Source organism: Lacisediminihabitans sp. FW035 (assembly GCF_054880895.1).
Window position 1 is genome coordinate 242,304 of the sequence record NZ_CM142187.1, and the last position, 20,557, is coordinate 262,860.

Genomic DNA, 20,557 nt, shown 5'->3' on the forward strand with positions numbered 1-20,557 from the left:
GCATCACTAGCCCTGTTTTGTTGCTCAGTCAGCGCCGACGGGCGCGGGAATACTTGCAGCGATACGAGTACCGCTACCCGCTGGGCTGGTGATGGTCAGTACACCGTGACTTGCTTCGATCCGGTCGCTAAGACCTAGTAACCCGGTTCCTCGCAAAGGTTCAGCGCCGCCGACACCATCGTCTTCGACGATAAGGATCAGTTCGCCAAAGTCCGAGAGTTTTCCAGACACTCGAATCCGACTTGCGTGAGCATGTTTGATCGCATTCGTCAGCGCCTCGGCGACCGTGAAGTAGCCGGTGGTTTCGATGCTGGTCGGCAGGCGAGGGATGTCGAGGTCCAGGTCAACGGATAACCCGGTGTCGGCGGCCAGCGAACGTATCCCCTCCGCGAGCCCGCCCCGCGAGAGGGACGCCGGCAAAATACCTCTGACGACATCTCGGAGCTGTCGGTTGGCTTGTTCTGCGTTCGCCAGCGCCTCGGCGAGAAGTTCCGCGAGATCTTCTCCGGCGGCGTGCCGGGCAAGCTTGAGGGTGATGATGGCGTGGACCAAGCGCTGCTGGGCCCCGTCGTGGACGTCGCGTTGAAGTCGCCGCCGGGCTTCATCCGCTGCTGCGATTACGCGGGCGCGAGACTCAGTGAGTTTCTCCCGATGGTCGGCGTTCGAGATTGCCGCCGCGGCGAGGTCAGCGAACGCCTTGAGATGTTCTTCCGTTACATGCCCGAACGAAGCGGGCCACGTCGCCTGAAGGGTTCCCCATGCTTCACCGTCGACCTGTATTGGTAGTCGAGCCATGCGGGATTCGGTCTCGGGGGAATTCCCTGCATGTGCGAGCGTTCGTTCTCCGCTCGGTTGCTTTTCCTCTCCCACGGCGAGCAGAACCTCGGCCTCGTAGACCCGGGCAGCCGCTTCGACGACGGCCTGGAATACGTCCGGTAGTGGAGATTCGCGAGCCACCAGCTCAGCAACACCCCGGAGCGCAGCTTGTTCATCCGCCAGTCGCCTCAGGCTCTCGCGAGCCTCAGTGTGAGCGACTGCCGCCCACGTCAGTTGCGCGAACCCAGCCAACCGGTCTTCGGTGCGAGGGGAGAGCGGTCCGGTTTGCGAACTCGCGGAGCACATTCCCCAGACCGCACCCTCGACGAAAACTGGGACAGCGACGACGGCCCGGATGCCGAAGGGACGAACCAGATCTCTATCCGACCACTCCTCCATGTCGTCGGCACGCACCGGCGCTCTGGTCGTTCCCACCCGTTCAGGGACTGAATCCGGACCGAAAGTTGCTCGAACGCCCGGTGGTATCGGGCCGTTATGGGTGGCGACGCAGACCACAGTGTGGTCTTCTTCAAACCGGAGCAGGCTGACTTCCTGGCCATCGAGCAAGGCCGAGGCCTCGCGGCAGATGGTGGTGAGGATGTCTTCGGTGGGCCCGGACGCGGCAAGGAGTGTTGCGACATTCCGGAGTGATTGCTCTTCGTCTACGAGTCGTCGAAGCTCGAGCTCTCTCAGGGGGGTGAGTGGGGGCACGTGACCGACGGAACGCGGCATCCTGTCGGCAGAATCCACTGGCTAAGGCCTTTGAGTAGTGAAGAAGCGTAGGACTGCCTGCACCCGTCGATGGCCAGTCGCCTCCGGGGCGAGGTCCAGCTTTCGGAAGATCGACGTGACGTGCTTTTCGACCGCCGCGTTGCTGACGAGGAGGGTTCTTGCGATACCGAAATTCGACTGGCCCCCAGCCATCGCTTTCAGGACGGCAAGTTCGCGGTCGGTAAGACGCGCGAGCGCCTCCGGAACTCTGCGCGGACGCATCATTCGAGCGACTATGGCGGGGTCGAGAGCGCTTCCTCCATGCGCCACGCGGATGACCGCGTCGGTGAATTCATGGACGTCTCCGACGCGCTCCTTCAGGAGGTAGCCGGCACCCTCCGCTCGGTCGTTGATCAGGGCAAGTGCATACTCGGGGTCGTCGTATTGAGTCAGGACCACCACCCCCATCCCTGGAAGTCGATGTCGAAGTTCGATCGCAGCCCGGAGTCCTTCATCTTCGTGATCATGAGGAGGCATTCTGATGTCGACGACGGCCACGTCCGGACGGTAGGCCAGTGTGACATTGAGCAGCTCGGCCGCGTCTCCAGTTTCCGCAACTACTTCGAGTCCAGCGTCGCCGAGAACGCGAACGATACCCTTTCGGAGAAGTAGGTCGTCTTCCCCCACCGAGACCCGTACCGGGTGAGCCACCGAAGTGTCCATCGCACCTCAGCCAGTATGAAGTAAGGCGGCAAGAACTCCGCACGACAGCTCGCTCTTGGGGACGAAACCGGTCGCTCCGGCGTCGGTCGCGTCGTGCGCGGATGTGGCATCGCAGTCAGCCGAGACGAGGACGACGCGGACGGTCGAGGGCGGTGTGGTGATCAGCCTGCTCAACTCGAGTCCGTCTCCGTCGGGCAACCCGACATCGAGGAGGACGACGTCCGTCCTGTGGCGCGCCATTTGCGTGAGCGCATCCGATACATTACGCGCCTCGCCCTCGACGCGATAGCCGCAATCCGTCAGGATCCTTATCGCCAATCCGCGGAACCCGTCATCATCGTCGACAACCAATACTGAAAGGCCCATCACCACAGTGTGCTTCGAGCGACGCTCAAAAATCGTAGGGTTCGCCGGAATTCGACGCCGGGGCGGCTGGACAGATTCCTCGATCATCGACGGGCCCGAGGCGTTTCGCAATGGATTCGGGACTCTTTCACGAAGACGCTCTCGGCTTCGTCGCGGGCCCATCCGCGCAACGCGGCACGGGGGCAGCTTCATTCCAGGGCCATCGTGGCAGAGTCAGCGATCTGCGTCTCCAGTGCGTGGATGCGTTCCCGGAGTGGAGCGATCAGTTTCTCAACCTGGTCTGTGGTGAATCGTTGTGGAATGTGTTGAGGGCAATTCCAGTCGTACGCGGTCACAGCGACGACAATGCCGGCTTCTATGAGTGCGTCGTAATCCGGGGTTCTGAGCGACGAGATGAGGGAAGGGTCATCTTCTGCCCGAACAGCTCGCGCCATCCCGAATAGTTTCAGTCGTCGCCGATTCGGGTAGTCGACGGCGATAAGAGCGACACGATCTCCACCGGCCAGATTGCCGGTGGAGACGTGTTGCAGATTGCCTCTGTACTCGGGCCATGCAATCGTGTGTTCGTCCAGAACGGACACGAATCCAGGGGGCCCTCCCCGAAACTGCACATAAGGCCAACCCGTTTGGCTCACTGTCGACACGTAAAACCCGTCGCGTTCCTCCAGGAAGCTCACCTCTCGTGCTCCCAGCGCATCGACCTGGGCATTGTTGTGCCCGTGGCGGGCCATCCGAGCGTAGAACTCGGCGCTGCCGTAGTCCTTTTGCACTCGGCGGACATCATCGGTGAAAGCGATACAGCCGTACTGACGACTCATCGGTCGACTCCTTCCGATCGTGACCGTTTCGGACCACCGCGGCTTCGACGGCGAGGCATCCGCTCACCCCAATCAGAGCGGGGAGATCTTTCGATTTCGTCGAGCACAGGCGCGGCGCGTAAGGCCAGCTCCTCGATGTCGATGGACCGCAGCGCCGCGGCGACGACACTCTCTGGGAAGAGGTGTTGCCTCCTCGCGGAGATGACGTACTGGCGTTCCGCCCGAAGCATTACCTGCCGAAGCCGCTGATAGGTCATCAGCAATTTCTCGTTCTGATCGGTCTCGAGGCGTATCGAGTCCGTGATGAGGGTCGCGTTGACGCGCAACTGATCCACAACGCGGGCATGGTCGCGATCAGTTACCTCGACCTCGAGACGTTCGAGCCCGCGGGCCTGGGCCTGGGCCATCAATTCCTCCCAGGCGGCGCGCTCTCGTAAATCATCCGGCGGAGCCAGATTCAGTAGCGTGACGAGCCGGGGGAGCAGCAGACCGGTGAATAGCGAGACGACGACCACGACGAATGCCATCAGTTGCAATAGTGATCGCCCCGGGGTCTCTGGTGGCAAGAGGAACGCTGCGGCGAGGGTGATGACGCCGCGCACATTTGCGGCGGAAATGATCGAGGCGTTCTTCCAGCGCAGGTCCTGCGTTCGCATGTATTTCGTACCGTGCTTGAAGATGCCGACCATCGCGAAAATGAATACGAATCTGGCGCTGAAGAGTGTTCCGATCACCGCCGCACACACGCCTACGGTGCCCCACCCGGTAAGTTCTGTCGCCGCTCCACGGACTATAGCCGCCGTGTTCAAGCCGATAAACAGGAAGACGGCGTTTTCGATCAGGAACGACGCAGTGCGCCAATTGACGGCTTCAGCGACACGTGCCTCTGCCGACTGCACCTCCGGGGATCTGAATCCGAGGTAGAGCGCAGAGGTGACGACGGCGAGCACACCGGACCCGTGGATGGCGTCGGCGGCGATGAATGCGAAGTAGGGGGTGATCAGAGTGAGGCTGGTGTCGAGGACGGGCGCTCGGAGCCGGCTTCGGATCGCTGCCATCAGCCACCCGACCGACAAGCCGACTCCTACGCCTCCCACGATGGCGAGGGCGAGGTCCGCCGCTATTCTTCCGGGGGTGGTGACCGAGACTATCGAGGCGATACCGGTATTCAGAAGTACGAGCGCCGTTGCGTCGTTGAGGAGGCTCTCCCCTTCGAGAACGGTCACAACGCGGCGCGGTAGCTTGAGCCGGCCGGCTATCGCTGTGACCGCGCTGGCATCGGTGGGAGACACGACTGCGGCGAACGCGAAGGCGGCCGCAAGCCCTATCGTCGGCAGCAACAGGTGGGTGACCAGCCCGACAGTGATAACGGTGAAAACGATCAGCCCGACCGACAGCTGCAGGATGGTGTCACGTCGCGCGCGCACATCCACGACAGAGGTCCCGAAGGCAGCGGCGTAGAGCAGCGCTGGCACGACTCCATATAAAACGAATTCCGGCTCGAGCTGCACTCTCGGTACGCCAGGTATGAAGGAGACACCCGCGCCGATTACCACGAGAAGCACTGGCGCTGACCAACTAAAACGCCTGGCAAGCCCCGCGACCGTTACGGCCAGCAACACGAAGACCACAACCCACCCAACGAACGTTGCTGGATTCATGGTGCCTCTCCGCAGTCAGGGATCCGTTTTCCTGCTTGTGATCAATCGGCTGACGTGATGGCCTCTCGCACGATTTTCACCACTTCCGCCGGGTGGGAGATCCCGACGACGTGGGACGCGCCCGGGAACTGCACAACTCTGCGTGCGCCAGCACGGTCGGCCATGGCATGGTGCGCTCCAGCGGGAATGTTGCGGTCTTCCTCCCCGAAGACGAACCAGCTCGGAACTGACTTCCAGAGAGGGTCGCCGCTCAGCGGATCGTTCAACGCAGCGAACGTCACGGGGCGCTGGGTCACTGCCATCACCGCAGCCTGATCTTCCGGCAGGTCCGCGCAGAACTGTTGCCAGTACTTGTCCTGATCGATGTACAGGTCGGCGCCACCTGACATCAACGGAACCTCGACCAGGGTGTCAGCCAGGGTCGATCCGGGAGCGAGCGCGGATGCCGTTGCCGGACTCTCGCCGGATAGCAGGGCAAAACCGGCGACGTAGACGGCGCCAATGATGTCGCCTGCCGTGGCGTCAACCGCGGTCATCACCGCTCCGCCATACGAATGCCCCACGAGCAAGACCGGGCCATGCACCGTCCTGATCAGGTCGCTCAATGGTGCCGCATCGAGGGAGATACCGCGGAGCGGGTTGGCGTACGCGATGACGCGGTGACCGTCATCGGACAGCGGCTTGATGACGCCGTTCCAGCTGTCGGAATCGGCGAATGCGCCATGAACGAGGATCACAGTGACCATGAGAGTTCCGTTCGGTTTTGGTTCGAGGTTCGAGGTTCGAGGTTCGAGGGCGATGGGGGGAGCCCTTGACGGGCTCCGGAGCGAGGGCCAAGCCGGCCTTCCGGGGGTTGCTCCGCTACGTCGGGTCCACCAGGAACCGGAGCAGTTCCTGGTTCACTTCCGCCGTGTGAGTGACGGGGTTGATGTGTGGCCCTCCGTCGATCTCCACGTAGCGGGCCGCCGGCAGCGCCTCGTGGGCGCGCCGTCCCTGCCCGTCGATGGACAGGATGCGGTCCGCGGTTCCGTGAAGGATCAGCGTCGGCACGTCGAATCGTTCGAGATCGGCGTGGAAATCCTCCAGCCACGTCTGCGGGCAGGCCCAGGTCGCGTAGGGGGATGCCTCGGCGCCGGCTGACCACATCGCCCGCACAGTATCCTCGCTGACGCGGTTCCCCTGGTATTCATCGAGATTCAGAAAATTCTCCATCATGCCCGTCAGCCATGCGAATCGGTCTTCAACGATGGCCTGCTGTACCCCCTGGACTCCTGCCTCGTCGACACCTTTGGGATTGTCGGGGCCCTGCGCGAACGTCGGCGTCAGACTTTCGATGAGCACCACGCTGCGCAGCCGTTCCGTGCCGAAACGACCGATGTATCTCGCGACCTCACCCGTGCCAAGCGAGAATCCCACAAGGCTGGCATCCTGCACATCCAGAGTCCGGAGGAGCACCTCGACGTCGGCGCTGAGTGTGTCGAAGTCATAGCCCGTGGTCGGTGCGCTGGATCGGCCGAACCCGCGCCGGTCGATGGTGATGACTCGGTAACCTGCAGCGAGCAGGGGGTGCAGTTGCGGCTCCCACGATCGGGCGTCGAACGGCCAGCCCGCAAGCAGCACTACCGCGCGCCCGCTGCCGTGGTCTTCGTAGTACAACTCGATCGGTGCCGAGTTCTCTTCACCCACGGTGATGGTGGCCATTGCAACTCCCTTGCTCGATAGTTGGTGTCCCTACTGACAGTCCGCCTTCGACGCGCCCGCTGCACTCCGGTCAACCGGACGATTCTTCCGGAAAACCCCACCGTTTCCCGATTTCGCACGCCCCAGAATGAGCAGACAGTTCGGCGAAAGGGCTGAAGTGAGAAGGAGGAGCCGACGATGCCAATAGTCACCACACCGGACGGGGTGGATATCTTCTTCAAGGACTGGGGAGCCGGTACTCCGGTGGTTTTCAGCCACGGGTGGCCGCTCACCTCCGATGTGTGGGATGGGTCGGCGAAGTTCGTAGCAGACCACGGCTTCCGCGCCATCGCACACGATCGGCGCGGCGGGGGCCGATCCAGTCAGCCCTGGGACGGCAACGACCTCGACCATTACGCCGACGACCTCGCCGCGGTCATCGAGTCTCTCGATCTTCACGACGCGGTGCTCGTCGGGCACTCAACGGGCGGTGGAGAAGTGACCCGCTACATCGGGCGCCACGGTACCGGCCGCGTCTCCAAGGTCGTGTTGCTCGGGGCGATTCCGCCGCTGATGCTGAAGACCGACGCGAACCCGGAAGGGTTGCCCATCGAACCTTTCGACCAGTTGAGGGAGAGCGTCCTGGCTGACCGATCTCAGTTCTACCGGGAATTGGCCTTCCCGTTCTACGGGGCCAACCGGGATCTCTCCACCGTGTCTGAAGGCGCCCGAGAGGCGTTCTGGCTGATGTCCATGACCGTCGGCATCAAGGGAGCGTTCGATTGCATCAGGGCTTTTTCCGAGACCGACCTCACCGAGGACCTGAAGAAGATCGACGTGCCGACGCTCATCCTGCATGGGGACGATGACCAGATCGTGCCGATCCAAGCGTCAGCCCTCAAGTCGTCGAAGATCGTGCCAAATGCGACGCTGAAGGTCTATCCGGGTGCCCCCCACGGGTTGACCGGCCCGCACGAGCAGGAGTTCAACAACGACTTGCTTGAATTCCTGAACAGCTAAAGATCAACCCCCGACCTCCGCGCGCAAGGAGGTCATCCTCACGCAATAAAGGCGGTCCTTCGATGTCTGAAAGCACAACACCCCCGGCCGATGATCTCGCAAAGACCCTCAAGCGGACCGAGATCCAACACGTCAGCTCCTCCATTCCGGGGCGCGATATCGTGCAGGTCCTCACTGAGATTCCCGCTGGCGTCGAATCGGGTTGGCACACCCACCCCGGTGAAGAAGTCGGATACCTCCTCGCTGGCCGGGTGCAGATGAGCATCAAAGATACGCCGACCCTCATCTTGGACGCCGGAGACGGATTCCTGATCCCGCCCGGGACACCGCACAACGCGCTCGATCTCGGTCCCGAAACCGGGCGAATGCTCTCCTGTTACATCGTGGAGGCGGGTGCGCCCGTCGCCTCCTTCGTCGACGCCCCGACAGCGTCATGACGAGTCTGCTCGACGGAATCCCCCTGCAACATGCGGTGACCGGGCCGCTGGAGGTGTCCTACATCGACACCGGGCCACAGGATGGCGACCCGGTCATCCTCTTGCACGGCTGGCCTTACGACATCCACAGCTACGGTCGAGTCGCATCACTTCTCGCCGACGAGCGCCGGCGCATCATCATCCCCTATCTCCGGGGCCACGGCGGGACCGTGAGTCTCGAAGATGCAGGACGATCCGGGCAACAGGCCGCCATCGGTGCCGATGTCATCGAGCTGATGGACATGCTGGATATCGAACGTGCAGTCTTGGCCGGCTTCGACTGGGGAGGGCGCGCCGCATGCGTCGCGGCTGCGCTCTGGCCAGAGCGATGTTCGGGCCTGGTCTCCGTGACCGGGTACCTGATTCAAAACATCGCCGCATCACGGAGCCCTCTGCCCCCGGCGACCGAAGCTGGGCTCTGGTATTTCTTCTATTTCGCGACCGAACGGGGTCGGGCCGGTCTGGAAGCGAACCGTCGCGAAATCGCCCGCGTCGTCTGGACACGCAATTCGCCCGAGTGGGCCTTCACCGACGACGATCTCAACCTTGCGGCGGCCGCATTCGACAACCCTGCCTATGTGGATGTGGTCATCCACTCCTACCGGCATCGCCTCGGATTGGCGGCGGGGCATCAGCGATACGCCGAGCTCGAGCGGCGACTTGAATCTGCTCCCGCCATCACCGTGCCCACGGTCTCCCTCGATGGAGGTGCCGACGGGAACTTCCCGGCCACGGACGGCCGCGGATATTCCCAACACTTCACCCGCGCACACCGGCACCACGTCATCCAGGGAGCCGGACACAACCTCCCTCAGGAGAAGCCCGAGGCGTTCGCCGATGCGATTCTCGAGGCCGAGCTCTTGGCGAAGCGAGAACGTACGTGACTGAACGCACCCCGACAAAGCCGACTACGTCGGAGTCCCCTCAACACTCTCCCCGTCGGCTCTGGGATGACGAAACGGGCCTCTCTCGATTCGAGGATGACGACAGCATTCGAAATCTTGCCCCTGAACGAGTCGGTCGTAGTGGAATCGACACGTCCGAAATCCGGAACCGCGGTCGCGCGGGGGTGGACGGACTGATCGATGCAGTCGAGCTGGTGGGGCGTCACGTGCGATGACAACACCAACCTCTGGAGAACCTCGCCGTTGGGCGATCCTCATCGCGATCGGGGTCGTAGGGGGCGTACTTTCCGGAGTCTTTGCGATAGGCGGCGGGATCATCATGGTGCCGCTGTTGACCACGTTTGCGAAGCTGAATCAGCGAGTGGCCGCCGCCACCTCGCTCGCCGCGATTGTTCCCACCGCTATCGTCGGCTCGATCGCTTACCTTGTCGCGGGCGAGATAGATCTTGTCGCTGGCCTGTTCATCTCCATTGGTGCAGTGGTCGGGGCCATCGCCGGCAGCGCTCTGCTCAAGCGGATACCACTGTTTTGGCTGAGATGGATGTTCATAGCTTTCATCCTGTTGGTCGCCGTCAGGCTGATACTGGTGGCACCCGAGCGGGGCAACTCCCTCCAATTCAGCGCACTTGTGGCGCTCGGATATGTCGGCCTCGGCCTCGGCATGGGTGTGCTGTCGGGGCTTTTCGGCATCGGCGGCGGTATCGTCGCCGTCCCGGCCCTGGTCGGGCTATTTGCCATCAGCGACCTGGTTGCGAAAGGGACATCGCTTGTCGTGATGATCCCCACAAGCGCCATCGGCACTGTCGCCAATTGGCGGGCCAGCACAGTCGATGTGCGAGCCGGCTTGCTTATCGGGGTTGCCGCAACTGCGGCTAGCATTCCCGGTGCCGCGTTATCGCTAGCTCTGCCCGCCAGACTTTCCGGGATCCTCTTCGCGCTCCTGCTCGTCGCGGTTGCTGCGCAACTCACCTACAAGGCGGTCAAGGCGCCCAAGAACGCACGCCAAACCGGTGCGCGAACGAACCTGGCAGGGAAGGAATGAGACTGTGGGCCATCACACCCCGCCTTCACTGCACCGCTCGGGGCAACCCCGGATACCGCTGAACACCCTGGCTATTGGGTTCGGTGCCGCCGGGCTCGCCAGCTTATGGACGACGGTTACATCTGCATTGAGGATGTCGCCCATCCCTTCCGAACTTCTTTGGATTTGCGCATCGATCGTTTGGGCGTGGCTGATCTTCGCCCACCTCTATCGAGGGAGGCACAGTGATGAGACTCTTCGATCACAACTGCGCCACCCTGCCCAGGGACCGATCGCCGCGATAGTGCCCGTCATTGGGATGCTGATCGGAGCGCACCTGCATCAGAGTTGGCCTGTAGGCGGAACGATATTAGTCCTCGCCTCGATCGTGACCGCCGCACTTTTTGCCGGGTGGATCCTGGCGTACTGGCACACCGGACGACTCACCCCGGAGGCAATCCACGGCGGATATTTCCTTCCCACCGTGGCCGCGGCCCTCGTCGGGGCGACAACGTCCTACAGGGTGGGTTTCCCCATGATCGCCTTTGGAGCCTTTGCTGTGGGCATCATTTTTTGGGTTGTTATCCTCACGGTACTGCTGGCGCGGCTTGCCTTCTTCCCGCCGCTACCGGGGCCGTTGACCCCAACGCTGGCGATCATCCTCGCCCCGCCGGCAGTCGCGGGCACGGCCTGGTTCGCTCTTCATGGGGAGAGGGCCGATGGAGTATCGCAAGGCTTGCTCGGGGTCACGGTCCTGATGCTGCTGCTTCAACTGTTCTTGGTGCCCGTCTATCGCAGAGTCCCGTTCAATCTGGGGTTCTGGTCGTTCACATTCCCTGTCGCGGCCGCCGCGACGTACCTGATTCAATGGCTCTCCGTGGCATCATTCGCGGGATGGCAGATCGTCGCGTTGACTGTGGCCGGGGTAGCTTCCGCGTTGACTCTGGCCATTGTGATCCGCTCGCTGGTGCTTGTGTCCGCGGTGGGCCGCAGAGGGCGTTTCGCAGAAAACACGTTGCGTCAAGCGGATGACAAGGCCGAAGGCAGCTGAGAAGCGCAAGCCACTACCAGGCGGCCGGATCGCTGGCGGGAAACAGACAGCGACAGGCGCTCGGACTCTCAGAGCACGCGAATGCCTTGCTGTGGGCCCAGGAGTTCCCATCTAGGTGCATCCGGGCGTTTTTGCCGTTGTGAACGAGGACGTACATGCCGACTGGGATCTCGAAAGACCTTCCGGCGGCTGCGGACGAGTTGCCGGCGAACACCACACTTTCCCCATCCATGCGGAAGTCTCGACAACCCGCTACAGCGGATCCGGCGGCGTCGGCGGATCGATGAAGTCGCCGGCCTGTCGACGGAAGCGGGCGAGGATCCGCACCAGGTCGGAGAGATCCTGCTCCGACATCCCGGGCTGTTCGAAGACCGTCGAGTTGAGTGCGGGGGACGCGCCCGCGACGATCTCCCGGCCGGCGGGGGTGATCGTGACGATGGTTGCGCGGCCGTCGGTGGGATGAGCGGATCGGGTCACCAGACCATCGCGCTCGAGGCGGTCGACGGTATTCGTGACGCTCGTCGGATGCACCTGCAGTCGTGCGCCGGCGCTGGCCATCGGAAGTTGCCCGTCCTTGGTGAAACTGAGGAGCGTGAGCATCTCGAACCGGGCGAACGACAACCCGAATGGCTTCAGCGTGCTCTCGACCCGGCCGAGCATGAGCTGCTGGGCACGCATCAGAGAGGTGACGGCGGCCATGCCGTCGGCGGCCTCCCGCCAGCCATGGCTGAGCCACTGGCGTTTCGCCTCGGCGATGGGATCACTGGAGAGGGGAATCGCTGGTGACACTGGCTGGATCCTCCCGTCCGCTGGATGCCCCCACCGTAGCGGAGATCATCAGTTTTAGTAGGAACTAGTTGGATATGCTCGGAGGTGCAACCAAATGACACCGGGTGTATCCGCCCCGTAAGATCGCTTGGTATTCGAGGAATGGGCGTATCAATGAAGATCATCGTGCTGGTGAAGCAGGTGCCCGATACGTGGGGCGAGCGCAAGCTCGACACCGCAACCGGCCGATTGGATCGCTCGGCGAGCGACGCGGTGATCGACGAGATCGACGAACGCGCACTCGAAGTGGCTCTCCAGTTCAAGGACGCGGGGGACGCCGACGTCGTCGCGCTCTCCATGGGCCCTTCCTCCGTGACCGATGTCCTGCGCAAGTCACTTGCGATGGGGGCAGATTCCGCCATCCATGTACGGGATGACGCGCTCGCCGGCTCCGACCTCTCGCGCACCGCCGCCGTGCTCGCCGCGGCCATCGCCAAGAGCGGCTTCGACCTGGTCATCGCCGGCAACGAAGCGACGGATGGTCGGGGCGGCGTCATCCCCGCGATGATCGCCGAGCACCTCGGAGTGCCGAGCATGACCTATCTCGACTCGGCCGAGTTCACGCCGGACGGCATCAGAGGCGTGCGGGGTGACGAGCATGGCACGGCAGCCGTGCACGCCGCCCTTCCCGCGGTGATCTCGGTCACCGAAGCATCCGCCGAGCCGCGCTTCCCCAATTTCAAGGGGATCATGAAGGCCAAGAAGAAGCCTCTGGATGTCTGGACGCTTTCCGACCTCGCCCTCGATGACTCCGGATTCGCGCCGAGCACCGTGGTCACCAGCACGACCGAGCGACCGGCGCGCACCGCCGGCACAAAGATCGTCGATGAGGGGAATGCGGGCAACGAGCTCGCCGAATTCCTCGCAGCCGGCCGCCTGATCTGAGCCGAGGAACTCCATGTCACACGCACTCGCTTTCATTGAGACCTCCTCCTCCGGCGAGGTCCGCAACACGGCGGCGATGCTCATCGCCGCCGCCGCGAAGCTCGGCACTCCCGTCGCAGTGGTCGTGGCGGCTCCCGGCGCGACCGACGCGCTGACCGCGCAGCTCGGCGCCCTCGGTGCCGCCCAGGTCTACGTCGCCGAGACCGACCAGTCCGTCGGGCTGCTCGTCGCGCCACAGGTCGTCGCGCTCGAGGCGGCATCCGCCGCCCTTCAGCCGTCGGCGATCGTGCTCGCCCACTCCATCGACGGGCGAGAGATCGCGGGAAGGCTCGCCGTGCGGCTGCGCACCGGCCTGCTCGTGGATGTCGTGGACGTCCGATCCGACGGGGACGTCGTTATCGCAACCCATTCCGTCTTCGGCGGCGCGTACACCGTCGAGGCGACCGTACCCGGCGCCGGTCCCACGATCGTGACCGTGCGCCAGGGTGCAATCGACGCCAGGGCGGATGCCGCGTCACCGACCGTCACGACCGAGCCGGTCACCGTCGACCCCGTGGCCGCCGCCGTGATCGATGAAGTCCACGAGGCCGTCGTCGCGACGGATCGACCGGAGCTGCGGGGCGCGACCCGCGTGGTCTCCGGCGGCCGCGGCCTGGGATCGAAAGAGAAGTTCGTACTGGTCGAGCAGCTCGCCGACGCGCTCGGGGCAGCGGTCGGGGCGTCCCGCGCGGCAGTGGATGCGGGCTACGTGCCGCAGACCAGTCAGGTCGGGCAGACGGGCATCACGGTCTCCCCCCAGCTGTATGTCGCGCTCGGGATCTCGGGGGCGATCCAGCATCGCGCCGGAATGCAGACGGCGAAGACCATCGTCGCGATCAATAAGGATGCCGACGCGCCGATCTTCGACATCGCCGACTTCGGCATCGTCGGCGACGTCTTCACCGTGGTGCCGCAGCTCATCGACGCTCTCGGTAGACGCGCCGACTGATGGCGTTCTCCGAAACGATGTCGGGCTTCCGGGAAAGCCGGTGGTTCAAGCTGGTCTGGATCGTACCGGCGGTGCTTGTCGTGCTGTTCCTGCTTGTTCTCGCTGCACGGGGCATCCGCGTGAGTGCCGGCGGCCAGTCTTTCCTGAAGTCGTTTCCGGGGGAGTCCGAGCTGCCCTCGTTCTCGCCGGTCGGATTCCCGGCCTGGCTCGCCTGGCAGCACGGGCTCAATGCCTTCTTCCTTCTGTTCATCATCCGAAGCGGCTGGCTCGTGCGCACGACCAAGCGGCCGGACGCGTACTGGACGCGCAACAATTCCGGTCTGATCAAGACCCCGGGAAAGCCGGTGCGGATCAGCCTCAACCTCTGGATGCACATCTCCATCGACACCCTCTGGGTGCTCAACGGCGTGCTGTTCTATGTGCTGATCTTCTCCACGGGGCAATGGACCCGCATCATCCCGACAAACTGGGACGTCTTCCCCAATGCGGTCTCCGCGGGGCTCCAGTACGCCTCCCTCAATTGGCCGGTCGAGAACGGGTGGGCCAACTACAACGCTCTCCAGGTGCTCAGCTACTTCCTCGTCGTCTTCATCGCAGCGCCGCTTGCCCTGATCACCGGCATCCGGATGTCCCCGGGCCTCGCCGCCCGGTTCGCGCCGATCGACAGGATCTTCCCGCTTCCGGTGGCGCGCAGGATCCACTTCCCGGTGATGGTCTTCTTCGTCGCGTTCATCGTCGTGCACGTCACCCTCGTGCTGGCAACCGGGGCGATCAACAATCTCAACCACATGTACGCCGTCAACAACGGCTATGGCTGGGCCGGATTCTGGATCTTCGCCGCGTCGATCGTGATCATGGTCGCCGCCTGGATCGCGGCCCGGCCGCTCGTGCTGCGGGCGATCGCGGGCACCTTCGGGCGCGTGGGTCGCTAGAGGCGGCCGCTAGAACTGCCAGGGGTACGGCGACCAGTCCGGGTCGCGCTTCTCGAGGAAGGCATCCCGACCCTCGACCGCCTCGTCCGTGCCGTAGGCGAGCCTGGTTGCTTCGCCGACGAGAACCTGCTGGCCGGCAAGACCGTCGTCGATCGCGTTGAATGAGAATTTGAGCATGCGGATCGACGTCGGCGACTTGCCGAGGATCGTGCGGGCCCATTCCAATGCTGTCGTCTCGAGTTGAGCGTGAGGCACCACCGCGTTGATCGCCCCCATCTCGTAGGCGCGCTTGGCGGAGTACTCCTGGCCGAGGAAGAAGATCTCGCGGGCGAACTTCTGCCCGACCTGACGGGCGAGGTATGCACTGCCGTACCCTCCGTCGAACGAGCCGACGTCGGCATCCGTCTGCTTGAACCTGCCGTGCTCGGCGCTCGCGATCGTGAGGTCGCACGTGACGTGAAGCGAATGACCGCCCCCCGCGGCCCAGCCGGGCACGACGGCGACCACGACCTTCGGCATGATGCGGATGAGCCGCTGCACCTCGAGGATATGGAGTCGGCCGGTCGAGGACGTGCCGTCGGCATACTGGTACCCGTCGCGACCGCGGATGCGCTGGTCGCCGCCGGAGCAGAACGCCCAGCCGCCGTCCTTCGCGCTCGGCCCGTTGCCGGTGACCAGGACGACACCGATCGCGGTGTCCTGCCTCGCGTGGTCGAGCGCACGGTAGAGCTCGTCCACCGTCTGCGGCCGGAAGGCGTTGCGCACTTCTGGTCGATTGAACGCGATGCGGGCGATCTTGCCGGTCGTGTCGTGGTGATACGTGATGTCGGTGAGGGCGTCGAAACCCTCGACGTCTCGCCACGCGGCCGGATCGAACAGTTCGGAGACGAAAGCCATGAATCCACCATAACCAGATCGCCTGCGCGCCGGCGGTGGCTACAGCACCGCCAGTCGCCGGCTCACCCAGAGCGAGTACTGCGACCACGGGTCATCCACCCCGGCGGCGAGCTCACGGATGTGCAGCAGAAGGGCGTCGTGCTGCTCGAACCACTCGGTGCGGGGGATGCGATGGCTCGCGAACTGGGCGTGACGCCGCTGCTCGACCAGCCGGTCGCCCCGCTCGAAGGCGAGGATCTCGTCGTAGGGCAGGCTCGCGAGCCGCTGGCGTGGATTGCCAGAGGTGCCGATCTTGATGCGGCCACGGAAGCGGATGTAGTAGACGACGTCCACCCGCAGGGCCGACGCGTCGTGGTCGGGGATGTCGCCGAGCTTCCATTCGCAGAGGGCGCAGAGCCATCCCGAGGGGTAGCGCACGCCGAGCCGGGAGCCGCAGGCGAGGCAGGGGGAGGGCAGGCGATCCGTCACCCCCACGCTCCCGACGACCCAATCGTGCGCGACGAGGAGGTGTCTGGTGCACAGGGGGAGCGGGCAGCCCGGCTCGGCCCGTGCGTCGCACCGGTCGCCGTCATCCACCACACACCGCACCATGGGCGTACGGTACAGCGCTCCCCCGACGGAAGAACTCATTGCTAGACATTCAGATAATTCAGCATCTGAACTACAATGGGTGATGCCGAGGGCGCTGAACGCGCCGACGTGCTGCACCGATTCGTCGACGAAACGGGAAGTGGTTTCATGCGCGGCAAGCACAGGGAGTACACGCCGACGCCGCGAAGGCGCGCCGACCGGTGGTGATCGATCGCGCGCCCCGACGCTTCTTCCGTGAATCCGCAATCGTGTTCGGCACGAACCTTCTCGCTCGCACCCCCGGAGTCCTCGCCTCGCTACCGGTGCCGACGGACTCGCGATTCATCGCGGTACCCGGTCCGGACCCGCACCACATCCTGCTGGTGGGATCTGGTGTGGTCGTGGGCTCCGGCCTCGCAAGCCACGCTCTCGGGGCGGGAGGCCACCTCGCGCGGTACCTCTCGGCGGAGACCGGCCGCGGGGTGAGGGTCGATGTGGCGCCGATCCCCTCCCTCCTCCTGCGGTTCGCTCCCGCCCACCTGTCCTCGCTCGACCTCGGTGGGTATGACGCGGTGATCCTGGCCGTCGGGATCAACGATGCCTTCGGCATTACCTCGCGACAGGACTGGCTCCGGAGCCTCGAGATCACGCTTCGGCTGCTGAGGACCCGGCTTCCTGCCGCTCACCAGGTGTTCCTGCTGCTGATCGCGGACCCCACGCCGTCGCCCCTGTTCCGCCGCGGGGCATCCCGCCGGGCATCAGTTCGCGCCGAGAGTTTCAACACGGAGACCGCCGAGTTCGTGCAGGGCGACTACGACGTCACGGTGGTCGGCTTCGCGATCGGTCCGACGGTCGAGGCGCCGCGTCCCTACGACTCGGCGTCCTACCTGGGCTGGGTGCGACAGATGGGACCACGCATCGTCGAGGGGCTCGCGCGACTCGGCCCCGGGGACTGACCCCACCACTTCCAGAGACTGTTACTTCCAGAGAATGGCGACCATGTCGGCCAGCAGGCTCGGCGAGGGGAAGTTCGCCTCCGCGATGGAGATGAATACGTCATCGCGCAGGAAGCTGGTGTAGCCCTCATCGACCGGGTACTGCTCGTTGGGCTTCACCAGCGTGCACGACTGTCCGCCGAGGGTGTCGGTGCAGGAGTAACTCTTGCTCGCAAGCTCGGTGAGGTAGCCGGTGGCGACGGCGGAGTCCACGTGGGCCATCGACACCTCGAGGTAGGTGATGTCCGCGCCGGGGTCGCGCCACACGCAGTGCAGCTCGACGGCGTTCGCCAGAATCTCGGATGGCGTCGCCCCGGCGGGCGACGGGGTGGGCTCCACGACGCCGGCATCCGCAGCGTCGACGACGCCGGGGTCGTTCAGCGGGGTGTCCCCGAAGGTGGGTTCGTAGCGGGTCTTCTTCACGACCGACGGGCAGTCCTTCGGCAGCGCGACCGAACGCGCGGTGGCCGATGGCGATGGCGACTCGGACGGCGTCGCCGAGGGCGAGGGGGTCCCGCCGGAGGGCGCCGTGCCGCCGGTGCACCCGCCGAGGGCCAGCGCGCCGAGGACCAGTGCGACGAGCGCGAGCGGATGTGCGGTCATTATTCTCCCGGCGGGTCTGGGCGGCAAGAGGGTCGCCTCAGCCTAGGGTGCGGGGACGGATGCCGTCGCCTCGGTCGTTCTGACCCTCCGCGAATGGTGCCCGTGTAAACTCCTCCAGACTCGCTTCCGAGCACCCCCTCCTCCCCCTAGCTCCGGCTCCGCCTCGCCGAAAGGATCATTCATGAGCGACCTGCGTCCCCGTTCCCGCTCGATCTCCGGCATCGCGCGCCACGGTCGGCTGCGCCCGTCGCGCCCCGCTGTGACCGTGCTCAAGTTCGTCGCCGCCGCCGCTGCGGTCGTCGCGGTGAGCGCTGCATCCGTCGCCGGTATCGCCGTGACCCAGATCACCAACAACATCAAGACCGTCGCGTTGGCGGGCGAGACCCAGGGGCCACCGCCCGATCTCGGATCGTTCGAGGGCGGCTTCAACATCCTCATTGTCGGCAGCGACACGCGTGCCGGACAGGGAGCGCAGTTCGGCAAGGACGACGGCGTGCTCAACGACGTGACCATGCTCGTGCACGTGTCGGAAGACCAGACGAATGCCGTCGCCGTGAGCATCCCGCGCGACATGGTGGTGCCGATCCCGGCCTGCCCGCGGGAAGACGGCAAGGGCAACTACAACTCGATGTCGGCGCAGCCGATCAACAACACGCTCGCTTATGGTGGCCTGGCCTGCACTGTGCTCACGGTAGAGACCCTCACCGGGCTCAAGATCCCGTTCGCGGCGCTCATCACCTTCCAGGGCGTCATCCAGATGTCCACCGCGGTCGGTGGCGTGCCCGTCTGTATCAACGGCCCACTCGTCGACAGGTACAGCGGGATCAGCCTGCCGAAGGCGGGCACCTACTCTCTCGAAGGGGCGCAAGCGCTCGCATTCCTCCGCAGCCGCCACGGGGTGGGTGACGGAAGCGACCTCGGGAGAATCAGCTCGCAGCAGGTCTTCCTCTCCTCCCTGGTGCGCACCGTGAAAAGCAACGACACGCTCACGAACTTCACGAAGCTGTACGGCATCGCCACCGCGGCGAGCCAGAACATGACGCTGTCCAACAGCCTGAAGAACGTGAACACCATGGCGTCGCTCGCGCTGGTGCTCAAGGGCATCCCCCTCGACCGGATCACGTTCGTGCAGTACCCCGGCACGACCGGCGTCGGAGGGGTCTACGCGGGCAAGGTCGCGCCGTTAAAGGATGTCGCCACCGCTCTGTTCGCCAAGATCAAGGCGGATGAGCCCTTCTCGCTCGACTCCGGAACGGGTCGTGGCTCGGTCGCAGACCCGAGCGCTCCTGCGACCCCCGCGCCCGCGGCATCCGGATCCCCGGCACCCTCGGCCTCGGCCGGAGCCACGACGCCCCCCGCGGAGGCCATCACCGGAGTGCTCGGCCAGACTGCGGCCGACTACACCTGCTCGAAGGTGAACAACTAGGTCGTTACTCGTCGTCCCGGCGGATGTGACGGAGCAGGAGTATCGCCACGACCAGCAGCACCACCCCGAGGGCGATGATCAGCACGCCGATCGTCGGTCCTGCAGACGCGAGGTTGGAGGGAAACACGTGGGTTCCCTTCAAGCGGTGGTGGCGCGCATCGGTACCGGCTGCCGGCAATCGGTTTAGCCTGCTCGGGCGCTGGACTTCACTCTAGGTCTGCGGCGGCCCGCCGGATGGCTGCGGCGGCTCCCCAGTCCGGGGGTGGGGCCTTCCCCAATTCAGGGGGGCGAATCGGCCCAGGTGGACAGTGCCGCTATGATTGCAGACGACTACTTGGAGCTGTCGCATAGTTCGGCCTAGTGCACCACCCTGCTAAGGTGGAGTACCCGTAAGGGTACCGTGGGTTCAAATCCCACCGGCTCCGCACAGAGAATGATCCGCAAAAAGCCCTGATGATCGGGGCTTTTTCGCTTATTGTGAGTCGTCAGCCGAGCACCACGGTGCCGGCAGGTCGCCGTGCCCGCCAGGACACGCCCAGTGGTCACTCACGCAGGTGGACCTCCGTCACCAATCTCGCGAGATCGGCCGCCATCGGCTCCGCCTCCCACGAGTGGTTGGCCCCCGGCATCCGTTTCTGTTCGGCCCAGGGGAGCGCCTCGACGATGAGATCGGCGGCAGTGATCATCGAATCGAAGGTGTGCTCGCCGAGAAGAACCTCGATCGGAACTCGCACATCACCGAGCAGCTCGCCGAGAGGCGCCGACTCCGCCTACGCGAGCGATTCTCCGTCCGGCCGATTGCTGCCCACTTGTGCCACGAGGGCCGACCACATCGGGGAGCCCTGGATGCCCTCGAGAAACTCCCGAGGCATGTCCTTCATGTAGTAGCGCTGGGCCCCGTCGAGATCGCCGGCGTCGATGAGCCGGTCCACCTCTTCCGCCCAGGCGCGGGCGCCACCACCCGTCGGTCCGATGGGAGCCTCCCAGAGCGCAAGCCCGACGGTGGGCAGCCCGGCGGCTGCGGCGGCGAGCGCGATGGAACTTCCCGACGAATGACCGCACAACACGACCGGTTCCCCGGCGGTGTCGACGAGGGCTGCAATCGCCGCCAGCTCGCGGTCGAGGTCGATTCGTCCATCGACCCGGCTCTCGCCGCGTCTGGTCGTGACGAATTCAGTCATGGTC

At 64.6% G+C, this 20,557-nt stretch carries 24 protein-coding genes and 1 tRNA gene; 11 read left to right on the forward strand and 14 right to left on the reverse strand.

Features of this window, described 5'->3' with window-relative positions; genetic code table 11:
* Positions 1-24: 24 nt before the first annotated feature.
* The 7 genes from ACVXZ4_RS01135 to ACVXZ4_RS01165 all read right to left on the reverse strand — a co-directional run bounded on the left by ACVXZ4_RS01135 (position 25) and on the right by ACVXZ4_RS01165 (position 6,796).
* The gene (locus ACVXZ4_RS01135) at positions 25-1,527 is read right to left on the reverse strand and encodes a GAF domain-containing sensor histidine kinase (RefSeq protein WP_461796422.1); all 1,503 of its coding nucleotides are present in this window, start codon (positions 1,525-1,527) and stop codon (positions 25-27) included.
* Positions 1,528-1,569: 42 nt separating this feature from the next.
* Positions 1,570-2,250, reverse strand: a complete 681-nt coding sequence (locus tag ACVXZ4_RS01140) for a response regulator transcription factor (RefSeq protein WP_461796423.1) — start codon at positions 2,248-2,250, stop codon at positions 1,570-1,572.
* Between the two features lie 6 nt (positions 2,251-2,256).
* Positions 2,257-2,616 (reverse strand): response regulator, encoded by a 360-nt coding sequence (locus ACVXZ4_RS01145; protein ID WP_461796424.1) that lies wholly within the window; start codon positions 2,614-2,616, stop codon positions 2,257-2,259.
* A 188-nt stretch (positions 2,617-2,804) separates the two neighbouring features.
* Positions 2,805-3,434, reverse strand: coding sequence for a pyridoxamine 5'-phosphate oxidase family protein (locus ACVXZ4_RS01150; protein ID WP_461796425.1), 630 nt, complete (start codon positions 3,432-3,434; stop codon positions 2,805-2,807).
* Positions 3,431-5,095 (reverse strand): cation:proton antiporter, encoded by a 1,665-nt coding sequence (locus tag ACVXZ4_RS01155; protein WP_461796426.1) that lies wholly within the window; start codon positions 5,093-5,095, stop codon positions 3,431-3,433. The genes ACVXZ4_RS01150 and ACVXZ4_RS01155 overlap by 4 nt, the downstream gene beginning before the upstream one ends.
* 41 nt (positions 5,096-5,136) lie before the next feature.
* Entirely contained in the window at positions 5,137-5,841 is a 705-nt protein-coding gene (locus ACVXZ4_RS01160) for an alpha/beta fold hydrolase (RefSeq protein WP_461796427.1), read from the reverse strand.
* A gap of 115 nt (positions 5,842-5,956) precedes the next feature.
* Positions 5,957-6,796: an alpha/beta fold hydrolase gene (locus ACVXZ4_RS01165; protein WP_461796428.1), complete on the reverse strand. Its 840-nt coding sequence runs from the start codon at positions 6,794-6,796 to the stop codon at positions 5,957-5,959.
* A gap of 177 nt (positions 6,797-6,973) precedes the next feature.
* Here ACVXZ4_RS01165 and ACVXZ4_RS01170 point away from each other — a divergent pair, with 177 nt between their 5' ends.
* From ACVXZ4_RS01170 to ACVXZ4_RS01190, 5 genes are all read left to right on the forward strand, one after another.
* Positions 6,974-7,795: an alpha/beta fold hydrolase gene (locus ACVXZ4_RS01170; protein WP_461796429.1), complete on the forward strand. Its 822-nt coding sequence runs from the start codon at positions 6,974-6,976 to the stop codon at positions 7,793-7,795.
* 62 nt (positions 7,796-7,857) lie between these two features.
* Positions 7,858-8,232 carry a cupin domain-containing protein gene (locus ACVXZ4_RS01175; RefSeq protein WP_409156444.1) on the forward strand — a complete coding sequence of 125 codons (375 nt, stop codon included), beginning with the start codon at positions 7,858-7,860 and terminating at the stop codon, positions 8,230-8,232.
* Positions 8,229-9,155 (forward strand): alpha/beta fold hydrolase, encoded by a 927-nt coding sequence (locus ACVXZ4_RS01180; protein WP_461796430.1) that lies wholly within the window; start codon positions 8,229-8,231, stop codon positions 9,153-9,155. Before ACVXZ4_RS01175 ends, ACVXZ4_RS01180 begins: the two co-directional genes overlap by 4 nt.
* Before the next feature lie 232 nt (positions 9,156-9,387).
* Positions 9,388-10,218, forward strand: coding sequence for a sulfite exporter TauE/SafE family protein (locus ACVXZ4_RS01185; RefSeq protein ID WP_461796431.1), 831 nt, complete (start codon positions 9,388-9,390; stop codon positions 10,216-10,218).
* 4 nt (positions 10,219-10,222) lie between these two features.
* On the forward strand, positions 10,223-11,248 hold the full coding sequence (locus ACVXZ4_RS01190) for an SLAC1 family transporter (protein WP_461796432.1): 1,026 nt from the start codon (positions 10,223-10,225) through the stop codon (positions 11,246-11,248).
* A gap of 252 nt (positions 11,249-11,500) precedes the next feature.
* Here ACVXZ4_RS01190 and ACVXZ4_RS01195 read toward each other — a convergent pair whose 3' ends face one another.
* A complete protein-coding gene (locus tag ACVXZ4_RS01195) occupies positions 11,501-12,037 on the reverse strand; it encodes a MarR family winged helix-turn-helix transcriptional regulator (protein WP_461796433.1) in 537 nt (178 codons plus the stop codon).
* Positions 12,038-12,190: 153 nt separating this feature from the next.
* Between ACVXZ4_RS01195 and ACVXZ4_RS01200 the strand changes: the two genes are divergently transcribed.
* From ACVXZ4_RS01200 to ACVXZ4_RS01210, 3 genes are read left to right on the forward strand one after another with little or no spacing between them, the layout of a single operon-like run.
* Entirely contained in the window at positions 12,191-12,961 is a 771-nt protein-coding gene (locus tag ACVXZ4_RS01200; RefSeq protein WP_461796434.1) for an electron transfer flavoprotein subunit beta/FixA family protein, read from the forward strand.
* Positions 12,962-12,974: 13 nt separating this feature from the next.
* Positions 12,975-13,949: an electron transfer flavoprotein subunit alpha/FixB family protein gene (locus ACVXZ4_RS01205; protein ID WP_461796435.1), complete on the forward strand. Its 975-nt coding sequence runs from the start codon at positions 12,975-12,977 to the stop codon at positions 13,947-13,949.
* On the forward strand, positions 13,949-14,881 hold the full coding sequence (locus ACVXZ4_RS01210) for a cytochrome b/b6 domain-containing protein (protein ID WP_461796436.1): 933 nt from the start codon (positions 13,949-13,951) through the stop codon (positions 14,879-14,881). The genes ACVXZ4_RS01205 and ACVXZ4_RS01210 overlap by 1 nt, the downstream gene beginning before the upstream one ends.
* Positions 14,882-14,890: 9 nt before the next feature.
* Here the strand turns inward: ACVXZ4_RS01210 and ACVXZ4_RS01215 are convergent, their stop codons facing one another.
* Positions 14,891-15,778, reverse strand: a complete 888-nt coding sequence (locus tag ACVXZ4_RS01215) for a 1,4-dihydroxy-2-naphthoyl-CoA synthase (protein ID WP_461796437.1) — start codon at positions 15,776-15,778, stop codon at positions 14,891-14,893.
* A 39-nt stretch (positions 15,779-15,817) separates the two neighbouring features.
* Positions 15,818-16,408, reverse strand: a complete 591-nt coding sequence (locus ACVXZ4_RS01220; RefSeq protein WP_461796438.1) for a GIY-YIG nuclease family protein — start codon at positions 16,406-16,408, stop codon at positions 15,818-15,820.
* Between the two features lie 161 nt (positions 16,409-16,569).
* On the opposite strand from ACVXZ4_RS01220, the gene ACVXZ4_RS01225 reads away from it, so the two are divergent.
* Complete coding sequence (locus tag ACVXZ4_RS01225) at positions 16,570-17,304, forward strand: SGNH/GDSL hydrolase family protein (protein WP_461796439.1); 735 nt, start codon at positions 16,570-16,572, stop codon at positions 17,302-17,304.
* Between the two features lie 21 nt (positions 17,305-17,325).
* On the opposite strand, the gene ACVXZ4_RS01230 is transcribed toward ACVXZ4_RS01225, so the two are convergent.
* Positions 17,326-17,946, reverse strand: coding sequence for a hypothetical protein (locus ACVXZ4_RS01230; RefSeq protein WP_461796440.1), 621 nt, complete (start codon positions 17,944-17,946; stop codon positions 17,326-17,328).
* A gap of 181 nt (positions 17,947-18,127) precedes the next feature.
* On the opposite strand from ACVXZ4_RS01230, the gene ACVXZ4_RS01235 reads away from it, so the two are divergent.
* Positions 18,128-19,372: an LCP family protein gene (locus tag ACVXZ4_RS01235; protein ID WP_461796441.1), complete on the forward strand. Its 1,245-nt coding sequence runs from the start codon at positions 18,128-18,130 to the stop codon at positions 19,370-19,372.
* Between the two features lie 4 nt (positions 19,373-19,376).
* Here the strand turns inward: ACVXZ4_RS01235 and ACVXZ4_RS01240 are convergent, their stop codons facing one another.
* Positions 19,377-19,499: a hypothetical protein gene (locus tag ACVXZ4_RS01240; protein WP_461796442.1), complete on the reverse strand. Its 123-nt coding sequence runs from the start codon at positions 19,497-19,499 to the stop codon at positions 19,377-19,379.
* Between the two features lie 209 nt (positions 19,500-19,708).
* Here ACVXZ4_RS01240 and ACVXZ4_RS01245 point away from each other — a divergent pair.
* Positions 19,709-19,797: transfer RNA gene (locus ACVXZ4_RS01245), tRNA-Ser, on the forward strand.
* Between the two features lie 117 nt (positions 19,798-19,914).
* On the opposite strand, the gene ACVXZ4_RS01250 is transcribed toward ACVXZ4_RS01245, so the two are convergent.
* Together ACVXZ4_RS01250 and ACVXZ4_RS01255 are read right to left on the reverse strand one after the other, a co-directional pair.
* On the reverse strand, positions 19,915-20,106 hold the full coding sequence (locus ACVXZ4_RS01250; protein WP_461796443.1) for a hypothetical protein: 192 nt from the start codon (positions 20,104-20,106) through the stop codon (positions 19,915-19,917).
* 36 nt (positions 20,107-20,142) lie between these two features.
* Positions 20,143-20,553, reverse strand: a complete 411-nt coding sequence (locus ACVXZ4_RS01255; RefSeq protein ID WP_461796444.1) for an alpha/beta fold hydrolase — start codon at positions 20,551-20,553, stop codon at positions 20,143-20,145.
* Between the last annotated feature and the right edge of the window lie 4 nt (positions 20,554-20,557).